Annotated in this window: 17 protein-coding genes; 10 read left to right on the forward strand and 7 right to left on the reverse strand. The window is 60.9% G+C overall.

Annotated elements, in window-relative coordinates; all coding sequences use genetic code 11:
* Positions 1-35: 35 nt before the first annotated feature.
* From BKX96_RS29335 to BKX96_RS29345, 3 genes are all read right to left on the reverse strand, one after another.
* Complete coding sequence (locus BKX96_RS29335; protein WP_046815333.1) at positions 36-1577, reverse strand: phosphoenolpyruvate carboxykinase; 1542 nt, start codon at positions 1575-1577, stop codon at positions 36-38.
* 179 nt (positions 1578-1756) lie between these two features.
* Entirely contained in the window at positions 1757-2659 is a 903-nt protein-coding gene (gene hslO, locus BKX96_RS29340) for an Hsp33 family molecular chaperone HslO (protein WP_046815334.1), read from the reverse strand.
* A gap of 212 nt (positions 2660-2871) precedes the next feature.
* Positions 2872-3279, reverse strand: a complete 408-nt coding sequence (locus tag BKX96_RS29345) for an RNA-binding S4 domain-containing protein (RefSeq protein WP_077186164.1) — start codon at positions 3277-3279, stop codon at positions 2872-2874.
* 215 nt (positions 3280-3494) lie between these two features.
* On the opposite strand from BKX96_RS29345, the gene rimB reads away from it, so the two are divergent.
* Positions 3495-3974, forward strand: a complete 480-nt coding sequence (rimB, locus tag BKX96_RS29350; RefSeq protein WP_046815336.1) for a retropepsin-like aspartic endopeptidase RimB — start codon at positions 3495-3497, stop codon at positions 3972-3974.
* The gene (gene rimK / locus BKX96_RS29355) at positions 3971-4876 is read left to right on the forward strand and encodes a 30S ribosomal protein S6--L-glutamate ligase (protein ID WP_007972871.1); all 906 of its coding nucleotides are present in this window, start codon (positions 3971-3973) and stop codon (positions 4874-4876) included. The genes rimB and rimK overlap by 4 nt, the downstream gene beginning before the upstream one ends.
* A 120-nt stretch (positions 4877-4996) precedes the next feature.
* On the opposite strand, the gene BKX96_RS29360 is transcribed toward rimK, so the two are convergent.
* Together BKX96_RS29360 and ompR are read right to left on the reverse strand one after the other, a co-directional pair.
* Entirely contained in the window at positions 4997-6310 is a 1314-nt protein-coding gene (locus tag BKX96_RS29360) for an ATP-binding protein (RefSeq protein ID WP_046815337.1), read from the reverse strand.
* A 116-nt stretch (positions 6311-6426) separates the two neighbouring features.
* Complete coding sequence (ompR, locus tag BKX96_RS29365) at positions 6427-7167, reverse strand: osmolarity response regulator transcription factor OmpR (protein ID WP_020795794.1); 741 nt, start codon at positions 7165-7167, stop codon at positions 6427-6429.
* A 360-nt stretch (positions 7168-7527) separates the two neighbouring features.
* Between ompR and BKX96_RS29370 the strand changes: the two genes are divergently transcribed.
* The 7 genes from BKX96_RS29370 (at position 7528) to tauD (ending at position 15907) form a co-directional block, all read left to right on the forward strand.
* The gene (locus tag BKX96_RS29370) at positions 7528-9852 is read left to right on the forward strand and encodes a Tex family protein (protein WP_046815338.1); all 2325 of its coding nucleotides are present in this window, start codon (positions 7528-7530) and stop codon (positions 9850-9852) included.
* Entirely contained in the window at positions 9852-10235 is a 384-nt protein-coding gene (locus tag BKX96_RS29375) for a PaaI family thioesterase (RefSeq protein WP_020795796.1), read from the forward strand. The genes BKX96_RS29370 and BKX96_RS29375 overlap by 1 nt, the downstream gene beginning before the upstream one ends.
* Positions 10236-10502: 267 nt before the next feature.
* Entirely contained in the window at positions 10503-12086 is a 1584-nt protein-coding gene (gene gshA / locus BKX96_RS29380) for a glutamate--cysteine ligase (protein ID WP_046815339.1), read from the forward strand.
* 229 nt (positions 12087-12315) lie between these two features.
* Positions 12316-13293 carry a taurine ABC transporter substrate-binding protein gene (gene tauA, locus BKX96_RS29385; protein ID WP_077186165.1) on the forward strand — a complete coding sequence of 326 codons (978 nt, stop codon included), beginning with the start codon at positions 12316-12318 and terminating at the stop codon, positions 13291-13293.
* 16 nt (positions 13294-13309) lie between these two features.
* Entirely contained in the window at positions 13310-14104 is a 795-nt protein-coding gene (gene tauB, locus BKX96_RS29390; RefSeq protein ID WP_077186219.1) for a taurine ABC transporter ATP-binding subunit, read from the forward strand.
* Positions 14101-14934, forward strand: coding sequence for a taurine ABC transporter permease TauC (tauC, locus tag BKX96_RS29395; RefSeq protein ID WP_046815342.1), 834 nt, complete (start codon positions 14101-14103; stop codon positions 14932-14934). Before tauB ends, tauC begins: the two co-directional genes overlap by 4 nt.
* Before the next feature lie 130 nt (positions 14935-15064).
* Positions 15065-15907, forward strand: a complete 843-nt coding sequence (gene tauD / locus BKX96_RS29400) for a taurine dioxygenase (protein ID WP_077186166.1) — start codon at positions 15065-15067, stop codon at positions 15905-15907.
* Between the two features lie 46 nt (positions 15908-15953).
* Here the strand turns inward: tauD and mgrA are convergent, their stop codons facing one another.
* Both mgrA and BKX96_RS29410 read right to left on the reverse strand, forming a co-directional pair.
* Positions 15954-16991, reverse strand: a complete 1038-nt coding sequence (mgrA, locus tag BKX96_RS29405; RefSeq protein ID WP_046815344.1) for an L-glyceraldehyde 3-phosphate reductase — start codon at positions 16989-16991, stop codon at positions 15954-15956.
* Positions 16992-17119: 128 nt separating this feature from the next.
* A complete protein-coding gene (locus BKX96_RS29410) occupies positions 17120-18010 on the reverse strand; it encodes a LysR family transcriptional regulator (protein WP_077186167.1) in 891 nt (296 codons plus the stop codon).
* 119 nt (positions 18011-18129) lie between these two features.
* Here BKX96_RS29410 and BKX96_RS29415 point away from each other — a divergent pair, with 119 nt between their 5' ends.
* Positions 18130-18870: an SDR family oxidoreductase gene (locus BKX96_RS29415; RefSeq protein WP_077186168.1), complete on the forward strand. Its 741-nt coding sequence runs from the start codon at positions 18130-18132 to the stop codon at positions 18868-18870.
* The last annotated feature ends 82 nt before the right edge of the window (positions 18871-18952 follow it).

Here is an 18952-nt window from a genome sequence, read left to right on the forward strand (position 1 = left end):
CGAAGGGCGGCTTTTTCATGGCTTCAAACCAACACTTACAACTTTGGACCCGCAGCCTTGATCGCGTCGCTCACGTCGAACTTCTTGAAGTTCTCGATGAACAGGCCGGCCAGTGCTTTGGCGGCTTCGTCGTAGGCGGCTTTATCAGCCCAGGTGTTGCGTGGGTTCAGCAGGCCAGTCTCAACGCCCGGCACGGCCACTGGCACGTCGAGGTTGATGGTGTCCAGGTGCTCGGTTTCGGTACCGATCAGTGCGCCGCTCTGAATCGCTGCGATCACCGCACGGGTGGTCGGGATGTTGAAGCGCTTGCCGACGCCGTAGCCACCACCGGTCCAGCCGGTGTTGACCAGGTAGACCTTGGAGCCGAAGCCGCGGATGCGCTTGATCAGCAGCTCTGCGTATTCGCCAGCCGGACGCGGGAAGAACGGTGCGCCGAAGCAGGTGGAGAAGGTCGACTTGATGCCGGTGCCCGAACCCATTTCAGTCGAGCCCACCAGAGCGGTATAGCCGGACAGGAAGTGGTAGGCCGCTTGTTCTTCGTTGAGGATCGACACTGGCGGCAGTACGCCGGTCAGGTCGCAAGTCAGGAAGATGACAGCATTCGGCTCGCCACCCAGGTTCTTCTCGGAACGCTTGGCAACGTGCTCCAGCGGGTAGGCGGCACGGCTGTTCTGGGTCAGGCTGACATCGGCGTAGTCGGCGTGCTTGGCATCATCGATAACGACGTTTTCCAGGACCGCACCGTGCTTGATGGCTTTCCAGATGACCGGCTCGTTTTTCTCGGACAGGTCGATGCACTTGGCATAGCAACCGCCTTCGATGTTGAACACAACGCCTTCGCCCCAGCCGTGTTCGTCGTCACCGATCAGGTAACGGCTTTCGTCAGCGGACAGGGTGGTCTTGCCGGTACCGGACAGACCGAAGAACAGGGTCACGTCGCCTTCTTCGCCGATGTTGGCAGCGCAGTGCATTGGCAGCACGTCGGCGGCCGGCAGCAGGAAGTTCTGCACCGAGAACATGGCTTTCTTCATTTCACCGGCATAACGCATGCCTGCGATCAGCACTTTCTTCTGTGCGAAGTTGATGATCACGCAACCGTCGGAGTTGGTGCCGTCACGCTCTGGAACGCATTCGAAGTTGGCAACGTTGAGTACTTGCCACTCTTCACGACCCGCCGGGTTGTACTGGGCCGGGTTGATGAACAGGCAACGACCGAACAGGTTCTGCCAGGCAGTCTGGGTGGTCATCTTCACGGCCAGGTAGTGCTCGGAAGCCGCACCTACATGTACGTGGGAAACGAAGTGCTCTTGCGCGTTGTTGAACGCCTCGACGCGATTCCACAGGGCATCGAACTTGTCGGCCGGGAACTTGCGGTTGATCGGGCCCCAGGCGATGGCGGCCGAAGTGGACGGTTCTTCAACAATGAAACGATCGACTGGCGAACGGCCGGTACGGTGACCGGTACGAACAACCAGTGCGCCGGTATCGGCAAGCTCGCCTTCACCGCGGTTGAGGGCTTCTTTAACCAGATCATCAACACTCAGATCGGTGTACACGGCGTTATTGGCTTGCGTCATGAGGTTCCCCGTCGGCCAGTGGCCGAGTGCTCCAAACGTTTTGTAGTAGAAAGTCGTGCACTACTACCGCGAAAAAAGTGGGCCGGATTATGCCAGAAAAGCCCAAAAAAAGTAGGGCCCTCCCGTCGTAACGGCGCTATTACGCCACTTTCCAGTGAATTTACCTGCGCTGAACCGTTTTAGTGCCGGGTATCTGACGGCGTCTCGACACCCGCTCCGGCGAACAATTGGGTGACATCGGCGACGTCGAACAGGTACTGCTGGTTGCAGAACTGGCAATCGATCTCGATTTTGCCACCGTGTTCGACCACCAGATTTTGCGCGTCTTCCATACCCAGACTGACCAGCGCATTGGCCGAACGTTCGCGCGAGCAGCTGCAACGGAAGCGCAGTTTCTGCACGTCGAACAGACGAACCTGCTCTTCGTGGTAAAGACGATGGAGCACGGTTTCGTTGTCCAGGCCCAGCAGTTCATCGGCCGTCAGGGTGGTGGCCAGCGCGGTGAGGTGCTGCCAGCTGGCGGCGCGTTCTTCTTCATCTTTCAGGCGATCGGCAGGCAGTTGCTGCAGCAACAGGCCACGGGCGCGGCGGCCATCGGCGCAGAGCTTGATGCGAGTGCCGATCTGCTGCGACATGACGAAGTAATTGGTGAAGCAGTCGGACAAGGTTTCGCCGTCCAGATCGACGACGCCCTGATAGCGCTGGCCCTGTTTCGGGTCGATGGTCAACGTCAGCGAGCCATCCGGCATCAAGTCGGCCAGGGTGGCGTCGGGGGCGATCCGGTCGGCCTCGTAACGGGCCAGGCCACGGATATCGCGCTCGCTGGAGCACTCGATCATCAGCAGCGGAATCGGGCCTTCGGAACGGGCCTGAAGAATCAGCAGGCCATCGAACTTCAAGGTGCCGACCAGCAACGCCGCAGCCGCCATCAGTTCGCCGAGCAGTTGCGCAACCGGCTCCGGATAGGCGTGTTTGGCCAGGACTTCAGCGTAGCTGAGTTCCAGCGAAACCATCTCGCCACGGGTGTCGCTGTCATCGAAGATGAAGCGTTGGGTGAAGTCGTTATCCGGTAAGTCGGTCATAAGTCTGGTATCTGAATAGGTGACAAAAGTGTTTACAGAACGAGGTTACGCCTTGGCTATAGCGTATGGCTGCCTGGTTGTGGCTTAGAGGCCGGTGGCGGTGCGCGCTTTACGACGAATGGCACATGAGCGGCAAGCCAATTACCTCATATGGCTACGCACGGGCGCAATTACAAGTCCTGGCCTGATTAGTGCGATCGGTGGCCCCCGCTCTATTGCTCGTTGCTGCTGCCGCGAAACTTGAACAGATCGCGCCGCTGCTTCTTGCTCGGCTTGCCATCGGTACTCACACCCAAGGCACCTGCCTTGCGCTCGGCCGCGGCATTTTCGCGCTTGGCGATGCTGGCTTCGGTTTCGGCATACAGGGTCTGTGCTTCCGGAGCACCTCGGCGCACGATCGACAGCGCCTGGACCACCACCGTGCGCTCCTCGAAACCGGTGCGGATCACGAATTCATCGCCAATGCGCGGCTCCTTGCCCGGTTTGCAGCGCTCGCCCCGGCAGTGCACCTTGCCGCTTTCGATCGCCGCCTTGGCCAGGGCGCGGGTTTTATAGAACCGCGCTGCCCACAGCCATTTATCCAGCCGGACTTTGTCATCCTCATCGTTTTTTTGTGCCATGGAATTTCCTCATCCTGAAATATTGATGAACTGTACTACCGTTTCCTCGTACCAAGAATTACGCCGTCTCGGATTACAATGCAGACATTCCAGAACCTCCTCGCGGGGCTGGAAATCCGGGCCGTAGATATCTGTCGCCTTTTAACCATTATTCTGCGTGAATACCGCGAATTCGGCCGCTTGCGGCCTGAGCGGTTTCTACCGGTTGAGCAAATTTGAAGACATTTGACCATTTGACCGTTGTCGGTCTGCGCGAGTGGGTGGCGCTCCCGGATTTGGGAGTCGCGGGCCTTCGGGCAAAAATCGACACCGGCGCCAGCACCTCCAGCCTGCATGCCACCGACATCGAGACGTTCGAGCGCGACGGCGAGCAGTGGGTTCGTTTTACCGCGCACCTGGGCACGGTGGTGCAGTTGCGTCACCGCCGCTGCGAAGCACCGCTGGTAACAAGAAAAACCATTAAAAGCTCCAACGGTCATGCGCAGGTGCGATACGTAATCAGCACCACCCTGGCCCTCGGCGACCGGGTCTGGCGGGTCGAGTTCACGCTCGCCTGCCGCAAGTCCATGCGTTATCGCCTGTTGCTTGGCTCCAAAGCCCTGATTGATGGCCAGTTGGTCGTCAATCCGGGAATCAAATATGTACAAGACAAGCCGGTGTTCCCGGTATCTACCTCCTCCACAGGTGTTGCATGAAGATCGCTGTGCTGTCGCGGAACCCGCGTCTGTATTCCACCCGCCGCCTGGTCGAAGCCGGTACCGAACGCGGCCATGAAATGGTGGTGGTCGATACCCTGCGCGCCTACATGAACATTGCCAGTCACAAGCCGCAGATCCACTACCGCGGCAAGCCGCTGGAAGGCTTCGATGCGGTGATCCCGCGGATCGGTGCATCGGTTACCTTTTATGGCTGCGCGGTGTTGCGCCAGTTCGAAATGATGGGGGTTTTTCCGCTCAACGAATCGGTGGCCATTGCTCGCTCGCGGGACAAGCTGCGCTCGCTGCAGTTGCTGTCACGCCGGGGCATCGGTTTGCCAGTCACCGGTTTTGCCCACTCGCCGGACGATATTCCCGACCTGATCGAAATGGTCAACGGCGCCCCCCTGGTGATCAAGGTGCTGGAAGGCACCCAGGGCATCGGCGTGGTGCTGTGCGAAACCGCCACGGCGGCGGAGTCGGTGATCGAGGCATTCATGGGCCTCAAGCAGAACATCATGGTTCAGGAGTACATCAAGGAGGCTGGTGGCGCCGACATTCGCTGCTTCGTGGTGGGCGACAAGGTCATTGCTGCCATGAAGCGCCAGGCCAAACCCGGGGAGTTTCGCTCCAACCTGCATCGCGGTGGCAGCGCCAGCCTGATCAAGATCACCCCTGAAGAACGCATGACGGCCTTGCGCGCCGCGAAGGTCATGGGCCTGGCCGTGGCAGGGGTGGATATCCTGCGTTCCAATCACGGGCCACTGGTGATGGAGGTGAACTCGTCGCCAGGCCTGGAAGGGATCGAGACCACCACCGGCAAGAACGTGGCAGGGATCATCATCGAGCATCTTGAGAAGAATGGCGGGCCGAACATGACCCGGACCAAAGGCAAGGGTTAACGCACCGATCGCTCCCACGCTGCGCGTGGGAACGCCGCAACGGACGCTCCGCATTCGACTCTGAAAGGGACGCGGAGCGTCCCGGGCTGCATTCCCACGCAGAGCGCGGGAATGCTCGGGTTAAACAGCATCCCGCGGCAACATCAGCCCCAACGGCAAGCGCACCCGCGCTTCCAGCCCACCGCCAGACCGGTTGCGCAACTCAACGTTGCCGCCATGCATCGAGGCAATTCGCTTCACGATTGCCAAACCCAAACCGGTGCCCTTGCCGCCCCGGGCGCGGTCGCCCCGGGTGAACGGGTTGAAAATCGCTTCCAGCTCCGAAGGATCTATCCCCGCGCCACGGTCCATGACACTCAGGACGACATAAGGCGCACTGGTATCGCCGGACACATATGCCGCCACCTCGACCCCACTGCCCGCATGATGCAAGGCGTTGCCAATCAGGTTATTCAACAGCCGCTTCATCGACACCCGACGCAACGGGAATGGTTGAATCGGCTCAAGGCGCAAGCGCACTTTTTCTTCGGTCTGGTTGTAGGGCGCAGCGACTTCCCGGACGAGATCACTCAGGTCCACTTCCTCCACCGACTCGTCACGACCATCGCGAATGAACGCCAGGAACTGATCGAGAATCGCATCCATGTCTTCGATATCGCGAACCATGTCGTCTGTCAGGTCAGTGCGATCGCCCATCAGCTCAAGAGACAGGCGCAACCGGGTCAACGGTGTGCGCAGGTCATGGGACACCCCGGCCAACATCAATTCCCGCTCACGCCCGGCCTGCTCGACGTCTTCGGCCATCTGGTTGAAGGCGCGATAGACCTCGGTCATTTCACTCGGTGTATCACTGATTGGCAGACGCACGCTGCGGCCCTGGCCGAGTTGCCGAGCGGCATACACCAATCGCTTCAGAGGCTGGTTGAGCTGGCTGACGAAGATCCATGCTGCGGCAGTGGACAGCAAGCCGATGGCAAGAAACCAGCCGAGCACGTTCCATATTTTCTGGCCGCGAAGCGGATGCGGATAGAGCGGGACTTTCAGCCAGGCGTCCCCCAGGCTGGGAGCTCGAACCCACAAGGCCGGAGGCGCATGCATTCGTAAGCGCACCTCAGTGTCGGCACCCAGTTCGGCCTGCATCTGTCGCTGATAAATCTCGCTGTAGGGCCAGTGTTGTTCGCCTTCCGGCACACCGGCGCCTACCACGCGAATAAGGGGCACGGCATCGGCGATTTTTTCGCGATTTTCTTCATCGGCCGCCCAGTAGGCGCGCAGCGTCAGGGCGACGCCATGGCTGTACTGCCGGTCCACCAGCACGTCTTCGTTCATCAACAGATAAACCAGGGTCAGCGCCTTGGAAAACAGGACAACGATCAGCACCAGCCAAAGGGTGCGGGAGAAGAAACTCTGGGGGAACCAAACCGGGGTTTTCATGGGTAACCGTTAAACACGTGCAGGAGCGAGCGATGCTCGCACATTGCCGGTCGTGAGTCTGCGGGCAAGGACATCTTGCCCGTTGCCCGCACAAACCCGCGCCTACAAATCGTCGATCACTTGGTGGCGGCGCCATCCGGAACGAACACGTAGCCCACACCCCAGACGGTCTGGATGTAGCGCGGCTTGGATGGATCGGGTTCGATCATCCGGCGCAGGCGGGAAATCTGCACGTCGATGGAGCGCTCCAGGGCATCCCACTCACGACCACGGGCCAGGTTCATCAGCTTGTCGCGGGTCAACGGCTGGCGGGCATTCATCACCAACGCCTTGAGCACCGCGAACTCGCCGGTGGTGAGCATGTGCACTTCTTCGCCACGCTTGAGTTCGCGGGTGGCCAGGGACAGCTCGTAGTCACCGAAGGTCACGCTTTCGTCTTCGCTGCCCGGCGCGCCCGGCACCGGAGCCGACTGACGGCGCAGGACCGCCTTGACCCGTGCCATCAGCTCGTCCGGGTTGAACGGCTTGGCCAGGTAATCGTCGGCGCCCAGTTCCAGGCCCTTGATCCGGCTCAGCTCATCGCCCTTGGCGGTCAGCATGATGATCGGGATTTGATTGTTCGCGCCGCGCAGGCGGCGGCAGGCGGTCAGACCGTCTTCGCCGGGCAGCATCAGGTCGAGTACAACCAGGTTGAACACTTCACGCGCCAGCAGGCGATCCATTTGTTCGGTGTTCGGTACGGCGCGGGCACGGTAGCCCTTGCTGACGAAAAAACGTTCCAGCAGGCTGCTGAGGCCCGGATCGTCGTCAACAATCAGAATTTTCTCGCCTTCAGCAATGTTTGCAGTGCTGCTCATTGGATGCTCCTTTGATCTCGGCGCGCATTATGGCGTAGCTGCCGTTATACGCACCGTGTGCATTGTTAGCAGATTTTTCCTTTATCGCCAGGAAACCGGCCCTTGGGCCGTTGCCCCGCGATGCCCCCGAATGGCAGAACGCTGGTTATAATGCGCGGCCTTTTGTGTCAGGCAACGTCTGATCGTTACGCCGGGTAGCTGCTTTTTATTTTCATGGCGCCGGCAGTAATTGTTCGATTTCACGGGTCAACGGGATACCTTTGATCCAGGTAGCGGCGCAGGCCAGGCCGCTCAACCAGACTCGCCGGGCCTTTATCTGTGCGCCTGCGAGCCTGCTTTCACAATTTGTCAGGTGGTTATATGGACAGCATCAACAGCCGCATCGCCGAGGAACTCGGCGTACGCCCACAACAGGTCGAAGCGGCCGTCGCGCTACTCGATGAAGGCTCCACAGTGCCCTTCATCGCCCGTTACCGGAAAGAAGTGACCGGCAGCCTCGATGACACCCAGCTGCGTCATCTGGAAGAGCGTCTGCGCTACCTGCGAGAACTCGACGAACGGCGCATCAGCATCCTTGCCAGCATCCAGGAGCAAGGCAAGCTGACCCCGCAACTCGAGCGCGACATCAAGCTCGCCGACACCAAGACCCGCCTCGAAGACCTGTACCTCCCTTACAAGCAGAAGCGCCGCACCAAGGGCCAGATCGCCCTGGAAGCCGGGCTCGGCGAGTTGGCCGATGGCCTGTTCAACGACCCGACCCTGAGCCCGGAAACCGAAGCCGCGCGCTTCATCGACGCCGAAAAAGGCGTGGCCGATGTGAAGGCCGCCCTCGAAGGCGCCAAGTACATCCTCATGGAACGCTTCGCCGAAGACGCAGGCCTGCTGGACAAGCTGCGCAGCTACCTGAAGCAGGAAGCCACCCTCAGTGCCCGCGTGATCGCCGGCAAGGAAGAGGAAGGCGCCAAGTTCCGCGACTACTTCGAACACGACGAACCACTCAAGAGCATGCCGTCGCACCGCGCCCTGGCGATTTTCCGTGGCCGCAACGAAGGCATCCTCAGTTCCGCGCTGAAAGTCGGCGACGAACTGCCGGGCACCATGCACCCGTGCGAAGGCATGATCGGCCAGCAGTTCGGCATCCAGAACCAGAACCGCGCCGCCGATAAATGGCTGGGCGAAGTGGTGCGCTGGACCTGGAAGGTCAAGCTCTACACCCACCTGGAAACCGACCTGCTGGGCGAACTGCGCGATGGCGCGGAAACCGAGGCGATCAACGTATTCGCCCACAACCTGCACGACTTGCTGCTGTCGGCGCCAGCCGGCCCACGCGCGACCCTGGGCCTGGACCCGGGCCTGCGTACCGGCTGCAAGGTGGCGGTGGTCGACTCCACCGGCAAGCTGCTCGATCACGCCACGGTTTACCCGCACGTGCCGCACAACAAGTGGGATCAGACCATCGCGATTCTTGCCGCCCTGTGCGCCAAGCACTCCGTGGACCTGATCGCCATCGGCAACGGCACCGCCAGCCGGGAAACCGACAAGCTGGCCGCCGAACTGATCAAAAAATACCCAGCCATGAAGATGACCAAAGTCATGGTCTCCGAAGCCGGCGCTTCGGTGTACTCGGCGTCGGAACTGGCCTCCAAGGAATTCCCGGATCTGGATGTGTCGATCCGTGGCGCGGTGTCGATTGCCCGTCGCCTGCAAGACCCGCTGGCCGAGCTGGTGAAGATCGATCCGAAATCCATCGGTGTGGGCCAGTACCAGCACGACGTGTCGCAGCTGAAACTGGCGCGAGGCCTGGATGCCGTGGTCGAAGACTGCGTGAACGCCGTGGGCGTCGACGTCAACACCGCCTCCGTGGCGCTGCTGGCGAGGATCTCCGGCCTCAACGCGACCCTGGCACAGAACATCGTCAGCCACCGCGATGAGCACGGCGCATTCAAGACCCGCGCTGCGCTAAAGAAAGTCGCGCGTCTGGGCGAGAAAACCTTCGAACAGGCCGCTGGTTTCCTGCGCGTCATGAACGGCGAAAACCCGTTGGACTCGTCGGCGGTTCACCCGGAAGCCTATCCGCTGGTTCAGCGCATCGCTGCCGAAACCGACCGTGACATCCGCTCGCTGATCGGCGATGCCGCGTTCCTCAAGCGTCTGGACCCGAAAAAATACACCGACGAAACCTTCGGCCTGCCAACGGTCACCGACATCCTGCAAGAGCTTGAAAAGCCTGGCCGCGACCCGCGTCCCGAGTTCAAGACCGCCGAGTTCCAGGAAGGCGTCGAAGACCTCAAGGATCTGCAGCTGGGCATGATTCTCGAAGGCGTGGTAACCAACGTGACCAACTTCGGTGCTTTCGTCGATATCGGCGTGCATCAGGACGGTTTGGTGCACATCTCCGCACTTTCGGAGAAGTTCATCAAGGATCCACGGGAAGCGGTCAAGGCCGGCGACGTGGTCAAGGTGAAAGTCATGGAAGTCGACATCCCGCGTAAGCGCGTAGGCTTGTCGATGCGCATGAGCGACACCCCGGGCGAGAAAATCGACGGTGCTCGTGGTGCGCGTCCGGGATCGGCGCCCCGCCAGTCCCAGAACACCGCACCGCGTAAGGAAACCACGGCCGCAGCGCCGAGCAACAACGCCATGGCGTCGCTGTTCGCCAACGCCAAACAGCTGAAGAAACGCTGATGGACATCCCTGCCGGGTACACCGAAAGCGCATTTTTCAAGTTGCTGGGCTGCCGTTTGCACAGCCTGGAAACCGGGGTGGCGCAAGTCGCCCTGGCCCTTGAGCCACAACTGCGCAATCGTGCCAACAAGCTGCACGGCGGGGCCTTGTTCAGCCTGGTGGACATTGCCATGGGACTGGCCTGTTCCAGCACCCACGGCTTTGACCAGCAGAGCGCGACCATCGAGTGCAAGATCAACTACATTCGCGCCGTCGCTGACGGTGAAGTGATGTGCACGGCCCGGGTGATCCACCCGGGTCGGCGCACGCTGGTGGTCGAAGCCGATGTGATGCAAGGCGACAAACTCGTCGCTAAAGCACAAGGCACGTTCGCTGTCCTGTAGCTACCGGTCATCATTTTGAGTTAATTTCAGCAATAGCCCTCTGTGGGAGCGAGCCTGCTCGCGAAGGCGGTGTGTCAGTCGGCGACAATGCTGACTGATCCACCCTCTTCGCGAGCAGGCTCGCTCCCACAGGGGGTTACTGCAATCAGTGATTGACCGATTCAGTACGGCAGGAAAACCAGGCGAAAACGCCAGTTTTAACTTCACCCTTGTAGACCGTCTTGCCCACCCCCATATTGGGGCGACTGACGCGTGAAGGAATCCAACTTGAGCGAACTTCTCAACCGCCGCCTGGCTCTGCTCGGCGAGCGCGCTAACCTCTCTCTGCTCGAACAGTGCCTTCACGGCATCGAACGTGAATGCCTGCGCGTGACCGATGAAGGTCGCCTGGCGCAAACGCCGCACCCGGAAGAATTGGGTTCCGCGCTGACCAACGAACAGATCACCACCGACTATTCCGAGTCGCTGCTGGAGTTCATCACTCCTGCCCTGCCCGACCCGGCCGATACGCTGGCGAGCCTGGACAGCATTCACCGTTTTGCCTACAGCAAGCTCGGCAACGAATACCTGTGGAGCCCCTCGATGCCGTGTCCGTTGCCGGCCGAGGAAGATATCCCGATCGCCTACTACGGCACGTCCAATATCGGTCAGCTCAAGTACGTCTACCGCAAGGGTCTGGCCCTGCGCTACGGCAAGACCATGCAGTGCATCGCCGGTATTCACTACAATTTTTCCCTGCCGGAGAAACTCTGGCCGCTGCTCAAGCAGGCCGAAGGTTTTGTCGGCACCGATCGCGACTATCAGTCGTCGTCCTATATCGCGCTGATCCGTAACTTCCGCCGCTACAGCTGGCTGCTGATGTATCTGTTCGGTGCCTCGCCGGCACTGGACGCCGGGTTCCTGCGCGGTCGTTCCCACCAGTTGGAACAGCTGGATCCGGACACCCTGTACTTGCCGTACGCCACCAGCCTGCGCATGAGTGACCTGGGTTACCAGAGCAACGCCCAGGCCGGCCTGACGCCATGCTACAACGACCTGAACAGCTACACCGACAGCCTGCGTAAAGCGGTGGCGACACCCTACGCGCCCTATGTCGAAGTCGGCACCCACCAGGATGGCGAGTGGGTCCAGCTCAACACCAACATCCTGCAGATCGAAAACGAGTACTACTCCAACATTCGCCCGAAACGCGTGACCTACACCGGCGAGCGGCCGATCCAGGCGTTGATGGCCCGCGGCATCCAGTACGTCGAAGTGCGCTGCCTGGACATCAACCCGTTCCTGCCGATGGGCATCGACCTCACCGAATCGCGCTTCCTCGACGCATTCCTGCTGTACTGCGCGCTGAACGACAGCCCGCTCTTGACCAACACCAGCTGCGGCAATGCGACCTCCAACTTCCTCAGCGTGGTCAAGGAAGGTCGTCGCCCGGGCCTGCAATTGCAACGCGACGGGCAATCGGTCGACCTGAAAGAGTGGGCTGGCCAATTGCTGGAAAGCATTGCCCCGCTGGCCGCGCTGCTGGATCAGAGCCATGGCGGCGATGCCCACAGCAAAGCGCTGGACGCGCAGATGGCCAAGGTCCAGAACCCTGCCCTGACGCCATCGGCCCAGGTACTGGCGGCAATGGCCGAGCACAAGGAAAGCTTTGCCCAATTCTCCCTGCGCCAGAGCCGTGCCCACGCCGAGTTTTTCCGTAGCGAGCCGTTGCCGGCCGAGGAACAGGCCAGGTTTGAGGAACTGGCGCGCTCGTCGCTGGCTCAGCAAGCGGAGCTGGAGCAGAACGAGGTCGGTGATTTCGATGTGTTTGTTGGGTCCTACCAGGCGAGCATCCTGGCGATCAGTAATTAAACAAAGATCACGCAAAACCAGTAGGCGCTGGCTTGTCGGGTCGCGGCAGCGAAGGCGGTGCAACCGTCACACCGCGCCGCCTGGTTCGCCGGCAAGCCAGCTCCTACAAAGATGCTCTTAGAATTTTCCGCTCATAAGCTCATTCTAAAAAGTTATTTATTTTAGATTTCTTATATCATTTAGTCTCCTTTTCACGCCGACTCTCGGTCGCCTGACAAGGAGCTTCTCGATGAAACTGAATTTCCCTCTTCGCTTGCTGGCGGCCGCCTCCCTGGCTGCGGCGAGTCTGTTCGCCCAGGCGGCCGACGTGACAGTCGCTTACCAGACCACCGTAGACCCGGCAAAAGTCGCCCAGGCCGACGGCGCGTATGAAAAAGCCACCAAGGCCGACATCCACTGGCGCAAATTCGATAACGGTGCCGACATCATCGCTGCCATCGCCTCGGGTGACGTGCAGATCGGCTACCTCGGTTCCAGCCCGCTGACAGCCGCTATCACCCGCAAAGTACCGGTGGAAACCTTCCTGATCGCTACCCAGATCGGCGCCGCCGAAGCCCTGGTGGCGCGCGACGGTTCCGGGATCAAGACCCCGCAGGACCTGATCGGCAAGAAAATCGCCGTGCCGTTCGTGTCCACCGGTCACTACAGCCTGCTGGCCGCGCTGAAGCACTGGAACATCGACCCATCGAAAGTCACCGTGCTCAACCTCGCTCCGCCCGCGATCATTGCCGCGTGGAAACGCGGTGACATTGACGCCACCTACGTGTGGGACCCGGCCCTGGGTGTGGCCAAGGAAAACGGCAAGGTGTTGATCACCTCCGGCGAACTGGCCAAGTTCGGCGCGCCGACCTTCGATGCCTGGATCGTGCGCAAGGACTTCGCCGAGAAGCACCCGGAAATCGTCACCGCGTTCGCCAAGGTCACTCTGGATGCCTACGCCGATTACCGCAAAGACCCACAGGCCTGGCTGGCCAATCAAGGCAACGTCGACAAGCTGGTGAAACTGTCTGGCGCCAAGGCCAGTGACATTCCGCTGCTGCTGCAAGGCAACGTCTACCCGCTCGCGGCTGATCAAGTGATTACGCTGGGCGCGCCGACCACCAAGGCCATCACCGACACCGCCACGTTCCTCAAGGAACAAGGCAAGGTCGACGCTGTGCTGCCGGACTACGCGCCGTACGTCAGCGCCAAGTTCATCACGGATTGATCGGGGGTTAATGACGATGGCTTTGCTACAGCTGGAGCGCATCAGCGCACAGTACCCCGGCAGCCCTGCACCTGTGCTGGCGGATATTTCCCTGACCCTCGGCCCCCGGCAGTTGCTGGTGGCCCTCGGCCCGTCCGGCAGTGGCAAGACTTCATTGTTGAACCTGATTGCCGGTTTCGTCGAGCCCAGCGCCGGGCGCATCACCCTTGACGGTGTGCCGGTCAAAGGCCCAAGCGCCGAACGCGGCGTGGTGTTTCAGGATGACGCCCTGTTGCCATGGCAGGACGTGCTGGCCAACGTCGGCTTCGGCCTGGAACTGGCCGGCATCGCCCGGGAAAAACGCGAGGTGCGCGCCAGGGAAATGCTGGCGCTGGTGGATCTATCCGGCTTTGAAAGTCGCCGCATCTGGCAACTTTCGGGTGGCCAGAAGCAACGTGTCGGCCTGGCCCGCGCGCTTGCTGCCGACCCTCGCGTATTGCTGATGGACGAACCCTTCGGCGCCCTCGACGCCTTCACCCGCGAACAGATGCAGGAGCTGCTGCTGCAAGTCTGGCGGCGCACCGCCAAGCCGGTGTTCCTGATTACCCACGACATTGAAGAAGCGGTGTTCCTTGCCACGGACCTGATTCTACTGGCACCCGATCCCGGGCAGATCGTCGAACGTCTGCAGCTGGATTTCGGCCAGCGCTACGCCGCAGGTGAGTCGGCACGGTCGATCAAGTCCGATCCGCGTTTTATCGAAACCCGCGAACACGTGCTCGCCAAAGTGTTCTCCCAACGCAGCGCCGCCCAGCGGCAGGAGCGCGCATGAGCAGCTACGAAATTCCCGCCGCGGCAGTCAAGCCAGGCTCCGCGATCACTCCGCTGCGTCGCAGTTTGAGCACTCGCTGGATCAGCGTGCTGACGCTGGTCGCGCTCGTGGTCATTTGGTGGGCCGTCACCGCCACTGGAACGATCGAGCCGCTGTTTCTGCCGCCACCGTCCGACGTGCTGCAAAAGGGGTGGCTGCTGGTCACCAGCGGCTACATGGATTCAACTTTGTGGCAGCACTTGGGCGCGAGCCTGAGCCGCATCGGCCTGGGCCTCGGCTTCGCAGTACTGACCGCCGTGCCGGTGGGCATTGCCATCGGCGCCAACCGTATTGCCCGTGGCGTGCTCGATCCGCTGATCGAGTTCTACCGCCCTATTCCACCGCTGGCCTACCTGCCGCTGATCGTAATCTGGTGCGGCATCGGTGAGTTGTCGAAGGTGCTGTTGATCTACCTGGCCATTTTCGCGCCGATCGCCATCGCTACAGCGACCGGTGTGCGAACCGTCGACCCGGCCAAGTTGCGTGCCGCGCAGTCACTGGGTGCGACCCGCGCGCAGTTGATCCGCCATGTGATTCTGCCAAGCGCCTTGCCGGATATCTTGACGGGCGTGCGCATTGGCCTTGGTGTCGGTTGGTCGACACTGGTGGCCGCCGAACTGATCGCCGCCACCAGCGGCTTGGGCTTCATGGTGCAGTCGGCTGCGCAGTTCCTGGTCACCGATGTGGTGGTGCTGGGGATTCTGGTGATTGCGCTGATCGCTTTCGCCATGGAAATGGGCCTGCGCGCCCTGCAGCGCAAGCTGGTGCCATGGCACGGCCAGGCTCACTGATTTTCAAATGTGCGAGCGGGCTTGCTCGCGAAAGCGGTGTGACAGTCACTTTTCATTGCCTGACAGGCTGCATTCGCGAGCAAGCCCGCTCCCACAAACAGCTCGACCGCCCGAATTGAAGAGAACCACCATGAGCAACCTGACCATCGTCCCCCTCAGCTCGGCCCTCGGCGCGCAAATCAGCGGCGTCGACGTCAGCCAGCCACTGAACCTGGAACAACGCGACGCCATCGAGCAGGCGCTGCTCAAGCATCAGGTGCTGTTCTTCCGCGACCAGCCGATCACGCCGCAGCAGCAGGCGCGATTCGCCGCCAACTTCGGCGACCTGCACATTCACCCGATCTACCCGAACGTACCGGAACAACCGGAAGTGCTGATCCTCGACACCGCCGTCACTGACGTGCGCGACAACGCGATCTGGCACACCGACGTGACCTTCCTGCCGACCCCGGCCATGGGCGCGGTACTCAGTGCCAAGCTGCTGCCCGAGTTTGGCGGCGATACTCTGTGGGCCAGTGGAATTGCGGCGTACGAAGCCTTGTCTGCACCGCTGAAAAGCCTGCTCGAAGGGCTGACGGCCACCCACGACTTCACCCGCTCGTTTCCTCTGGAGCGCTATGGCAACTCGCCTGAAGCGCTGGCCCAATGGGAGCAAGCCCGGCGCAAGAATCCACCGCTTTCACACCCGGTGATTCGCACGCATCCGCTGAGCGGGCGTCGCTCGCTGTTCGTCAACGAGGGCTTCACCTCGAAGATCAACGAGCTGTCGGACACCGAGAGCGAGGCGATCCTGAAGTTCCTGTTCGCCCATGCGACCCGGCCGGAATTCACCATTCGCTGGCGCTGGCAGCAAGACGACATCGCGTTCTGGGACAACCGCGTAACCCAACATTACGCGGTGGATGACTACCGCCCGGCGCGGCGAGTGATGCAGCGGGCGACGGTGTTGGGGGATGTGCCGTTCTTCCGCTGATCCGATCGTTCCCATGCTCTGCGTGGGAACGATCACGCCTGAACGCTTACTCAGCCGTCGAAGGTTTCTCCCAAAGATTGATCCCACCCTCTTGGGCAAACCGGTCAATCTCCGCCAGCTCCTCAGCACTGAAGCTCAAGTTCTTCAACGCCCCGACGTTCTCGATGATCTGCTCCGGCCGGCTCGCACCAATCAGTGCCGAAGTCACCCGTGGGTCACGCAGGGTCCAGGCCAGTGCCAGTTGCGCCAGGCTCTGACCACGACGCCTGGCGATCTCGTTGAGGGCACGCACGTGGGCGATGTTGGCTTCGGACAAGTGCGAGGCCTGCAATGAACCGCCGCCCGGACGATTGACCCGCGCATCCGCCGGCACGCCGTTGAGGTACTTGTCCGTCAGCAGACCCTGGGCAAGCGGCGTGAACGCAATGACGCCGGTGCCGAGTTCGTCGGTGGTGTCCAACAGGTCTTTTTCCACCCAGCGGTTAAGCAGGTTGTAAGCCGGTTGATGAATCAGCAGCGGTACTTTCCACTCTTTGAGCAGCGCCGCCATTTCCCGGGTTTTCACCCCGGAGTAAGACGAGATGCCGATGTACAAGGCCTTGCCCTGTTGCACCGCCGTTGCCAATGCGCTGGCAGTTTCCTCGAGCGGGGTGTCCGGGTCGAAACGATGGGAATAGAAAATATCCACATAGTCCAGCCCCAAGCGCTGCAGGCTCTGGTCGAGGCTGGCAAGCACGTACTTGCGCGATCCGCCGCCCTGACCGTACGGGCCAGGCCACATGTCCCAACCGGCCTTGCTGGAAATGATCAACTCGTCGCGGTACTGCTTGAAGTCTTCACGCAGCAAACGACCGAAATTGATCTCGGCACTGCCGTACGGCGGGCCGTAGTTGTTGGCCAGGTCGAAATGGTTGATCCCCAAATCGAACGCCGTTCGCAACAATGCACGCTGTATGTCTATCGGTGTGCTGTCGCCGAAGTTGTGCCACAGGCCCAGGGACAATGCCGGCAGTACCAGACCGCTGCGACCCACGCGGCGGTAAGGGATGGAGTCATAGCGGTTTTCGGCAGCGGTGTAGGTCATCGAATCCTCTCTTGTCTGTCTTGAATCTGGTCTCGACTGCTTCGCCAGTCGCCCAGCATACGCCCAGACACTCGCCAAAAAACCACAGACTCGAGCAATTGCTGAAACGTTTCACAAACGATCCAATGTCACTGCGTCCCCGCAAACACCTCCCCCAACCAATCCACAAACACCCGAACCCGTGGCGACATGTGTCGGTTGTGCGGATACAGCACTGAAACCGGCATGGGTGGCGGCGGTGTGTCGGTGAGGATTTCCTTGACCAGGCCCTGGGCGATCTGCGCCTCCATGCGGTAGTGCGGGCACTGGATCAGGCCCAGTCCGGCAATCGCCGAGGCGGCATAGATTTGCGCGCCGAATACCGAAACGGCGCCCTCGATGGCGACCTCCCTGAGTTCACCCTCGACCATGAACTGGAACGGGAACAACTTGGCGGTGGTGCGCGAGACGTAGTTCACCGCACGGTGGTTTTTCAGGTCGTCGAGGTTTGTCGGTTCGCCGTGTTGACGCAGGTAGGCCGGGCTGGCGCAGGTGATTTGGCGCAGGTTGGCGACGCGTTTACCAATCAGCGTGGAATCGCCAAGGGTACCGGCGCGCAGCACGCAATCGACGCCTTCGCTGATCAGATCAACGTGGCGGTCGGCCTCGCTGATGGACAGTTCGATGTCCGGGTAGCGCACCATGAATTGCGGTAAGGCCGGGATCACGAAATGTTTGCCCAAGGTGCCGTGCAAATCGACGCGCAGCCGACCTTTGGGCGCCACGCTGCGAAACGCCAGTTCCGCTTCTTCCAACTCTGCGAGCAATTGCACACAGCGCTGGTAGTACGCCTCGCCATCCAGCGTAGGACGCACCTTGCGTGTGCTGCGCTCGAGCAATCGGGTACCGAGCCAGGCTTCGAACTGATTCAGCGTATGGGTCAGCGTTGCGCGCGGCAGGTTCAGGTCATCCGCCGCCTGGGTGAAGCTGCTGCGCTCGTAGATGCGCACGAACACCTTCATGGCTTTGACTTGATCCACCCTGGGCTCCTTCGCTCGATTGTTGGCGATTATTGAACAGTCAAGGCAACTCTCGTGCATTTATCGGCCAGAGTAAACATGTGAGATTGGCCCCACACCCCATCGACAGGAACATCGCCATGACTACTCAAACTTCCCGGGTTGCCCTCGTGACCGGCGCCTCCCGCGGCATCGGCGCGGTCATTGCCAGGCAACTGGCCAGCGAAGGTTTCGCCGTCGCCATCAACTACGCCAACAGTGCCAGCGAAGCCTCAAGACTGGTGGTGGAGTTACGTCAGGCTGGCCGTCAAGCCATAGCGATCAAGGCGGACGTGGCCAGTGCCGACGACGTGCGCCGGATGTTCGATGAGACCGAGACACAACTGGGCAAGGTCGACGTGCTGGTGAACAACGCCGGCATCCTCAAGGTCATGCCGCTGGCGCAACACAGCGATGAATTGTTCGAGCAGAATTTCAACATCCATGCCCGCGGTACCTTCAACACCCTGCGCGAAGCCGCCACGCGCCTGAACAACGGCGGGCGGATCATCAACTTCTCCAGCAGTACCGTCGGCCTGAACCTGCCGGGTTATGCGGTGTACATTGCCAGCAAGGCGGCGGTGGAATCCTTGACCCAGGTGTTTGCCAAGGAAATGCGCGGGCGCGATATCACGGTCAATGCCGTGGCGCCTGGGCCGGTGGCGACCGATTTGTTCCTGCACGGCAAGAGCGAAGAGCAGATCCAGAACTTCGCGAATATGGCGCCGCTGGAGCGTCTTGGGCAACCAGAAGATATTGCCCGGGTGGTGTCTTTTCTGGTCGGGCCGGAATCGGCATGGGTCAATGGGCAGATTTTGCGGGTGAATGGCGGATTGGTTTAACTATGCTCAAACCTGTACCGAGGTGACCCCTTCGCGAGCAAGCCCGCTCCCACATCGATCCCGGTTGCTCACAAGATGAGTG

The organism is Pseudomonas putida (assembly GCF_001976065.1).
GTDB lineage: Bacteria > Pseudomonadota > Gammaproteobacteria > Pseudomonadales > Pseudomonadaceae > Aquipseudomonas > Aquipseudomonas serbica.

Coding starts and splice junctions, on each gene's coding strand:
- BKX96_RS29335 (WP_046815333.1), bottom strand. CDS start 1,577: ATGACGCAAGCCAATAACGCCGTGTACACCGATCTGAGTGTTGATGAT.
- hslO (WP_046815334.1), bottom strand. CDS start 2,659: ATGACCGACTTACCGGATAACGACTTCACCCAACGCTTCATCTTCGAT.
- BKX96_RS29345 (WP_077186164.1), bottom strand. CDS start 3,279: ATGGCACAAAAAAACGATGAGGATGACAAAGTCCGGCTGGATAAATGG.
- rimK (WP_007972871.1), top strand. CDS start 3,971: ATGAAGATCGCTGTGCTGTCGCGGAACCCGCGTCTGTATTCCACCCGC.
- BKX96_RS29360 (WP_046815337.1), bottom strand. CDS start 6,310: ATGAAAACCCCGGTTTGGTTCCCCCAGAGTTTCTTCTCCCGCACCCTT.
- ompR (WP_020795794.1), bottom strand. CDS start 7,167: ATGAGCAGCACTGCAAACATTGCTGAAGGCGAGAAAATTCTGATTGTT.
- BKX96_RS29370 (WP_046815338.1), top strand. CDS start 7,528: ATGGACAGCATCAACAGCCGCATCGCCGAGGAACTCGGCGTACGCCCA.
- BKX96_RS29375 (WP_020795796.1), top strand. CDS start 9,852: ATGGACATCCCTGCCGGGTACACCGAAAGCGCATTTTTCAAGTTGCTG.
- tauA (WP_077186165.1), top strand. CDS start 12,316: ATGAAACTGAATTTCCCTCTTCGCTTGCTGGCGGCCGCCTCCCTGGCT.
- tauB (WP_077186219.1), top strand. CDS start 13,310: ATGGCTTTGCTACAGCTGGAGCGCATCAGCGCACAGTACCCCGGCAGC.
- tauC (WP_046815342.1), top strand. CDS start 14,101: ATGAGCAGCTACGAAATTCCCGCCGCGGCAGTCAAGCCAGGCTCCGCG.
- tauD (WP_077186166.1), top strand. CDS start 15,065: ATGAGCAACCTGACCATCGTCCCCCTCAGCTCGGCCCTCGGCGCGCAA.
- mgrA (WP_046815344.1), bottom strand. CDS start 16,991: ATGACCTACACCGCTGCCGAAAACCGCTATGACTCCATCCCTTACCGC.
- BKX96_RS29415 (WP_077186168.1), top strand. CDS start 18,130: ATGACTACTCAAACTTCCCGGGTTGCCCTCGTGACCGGCGCCTCCCGC.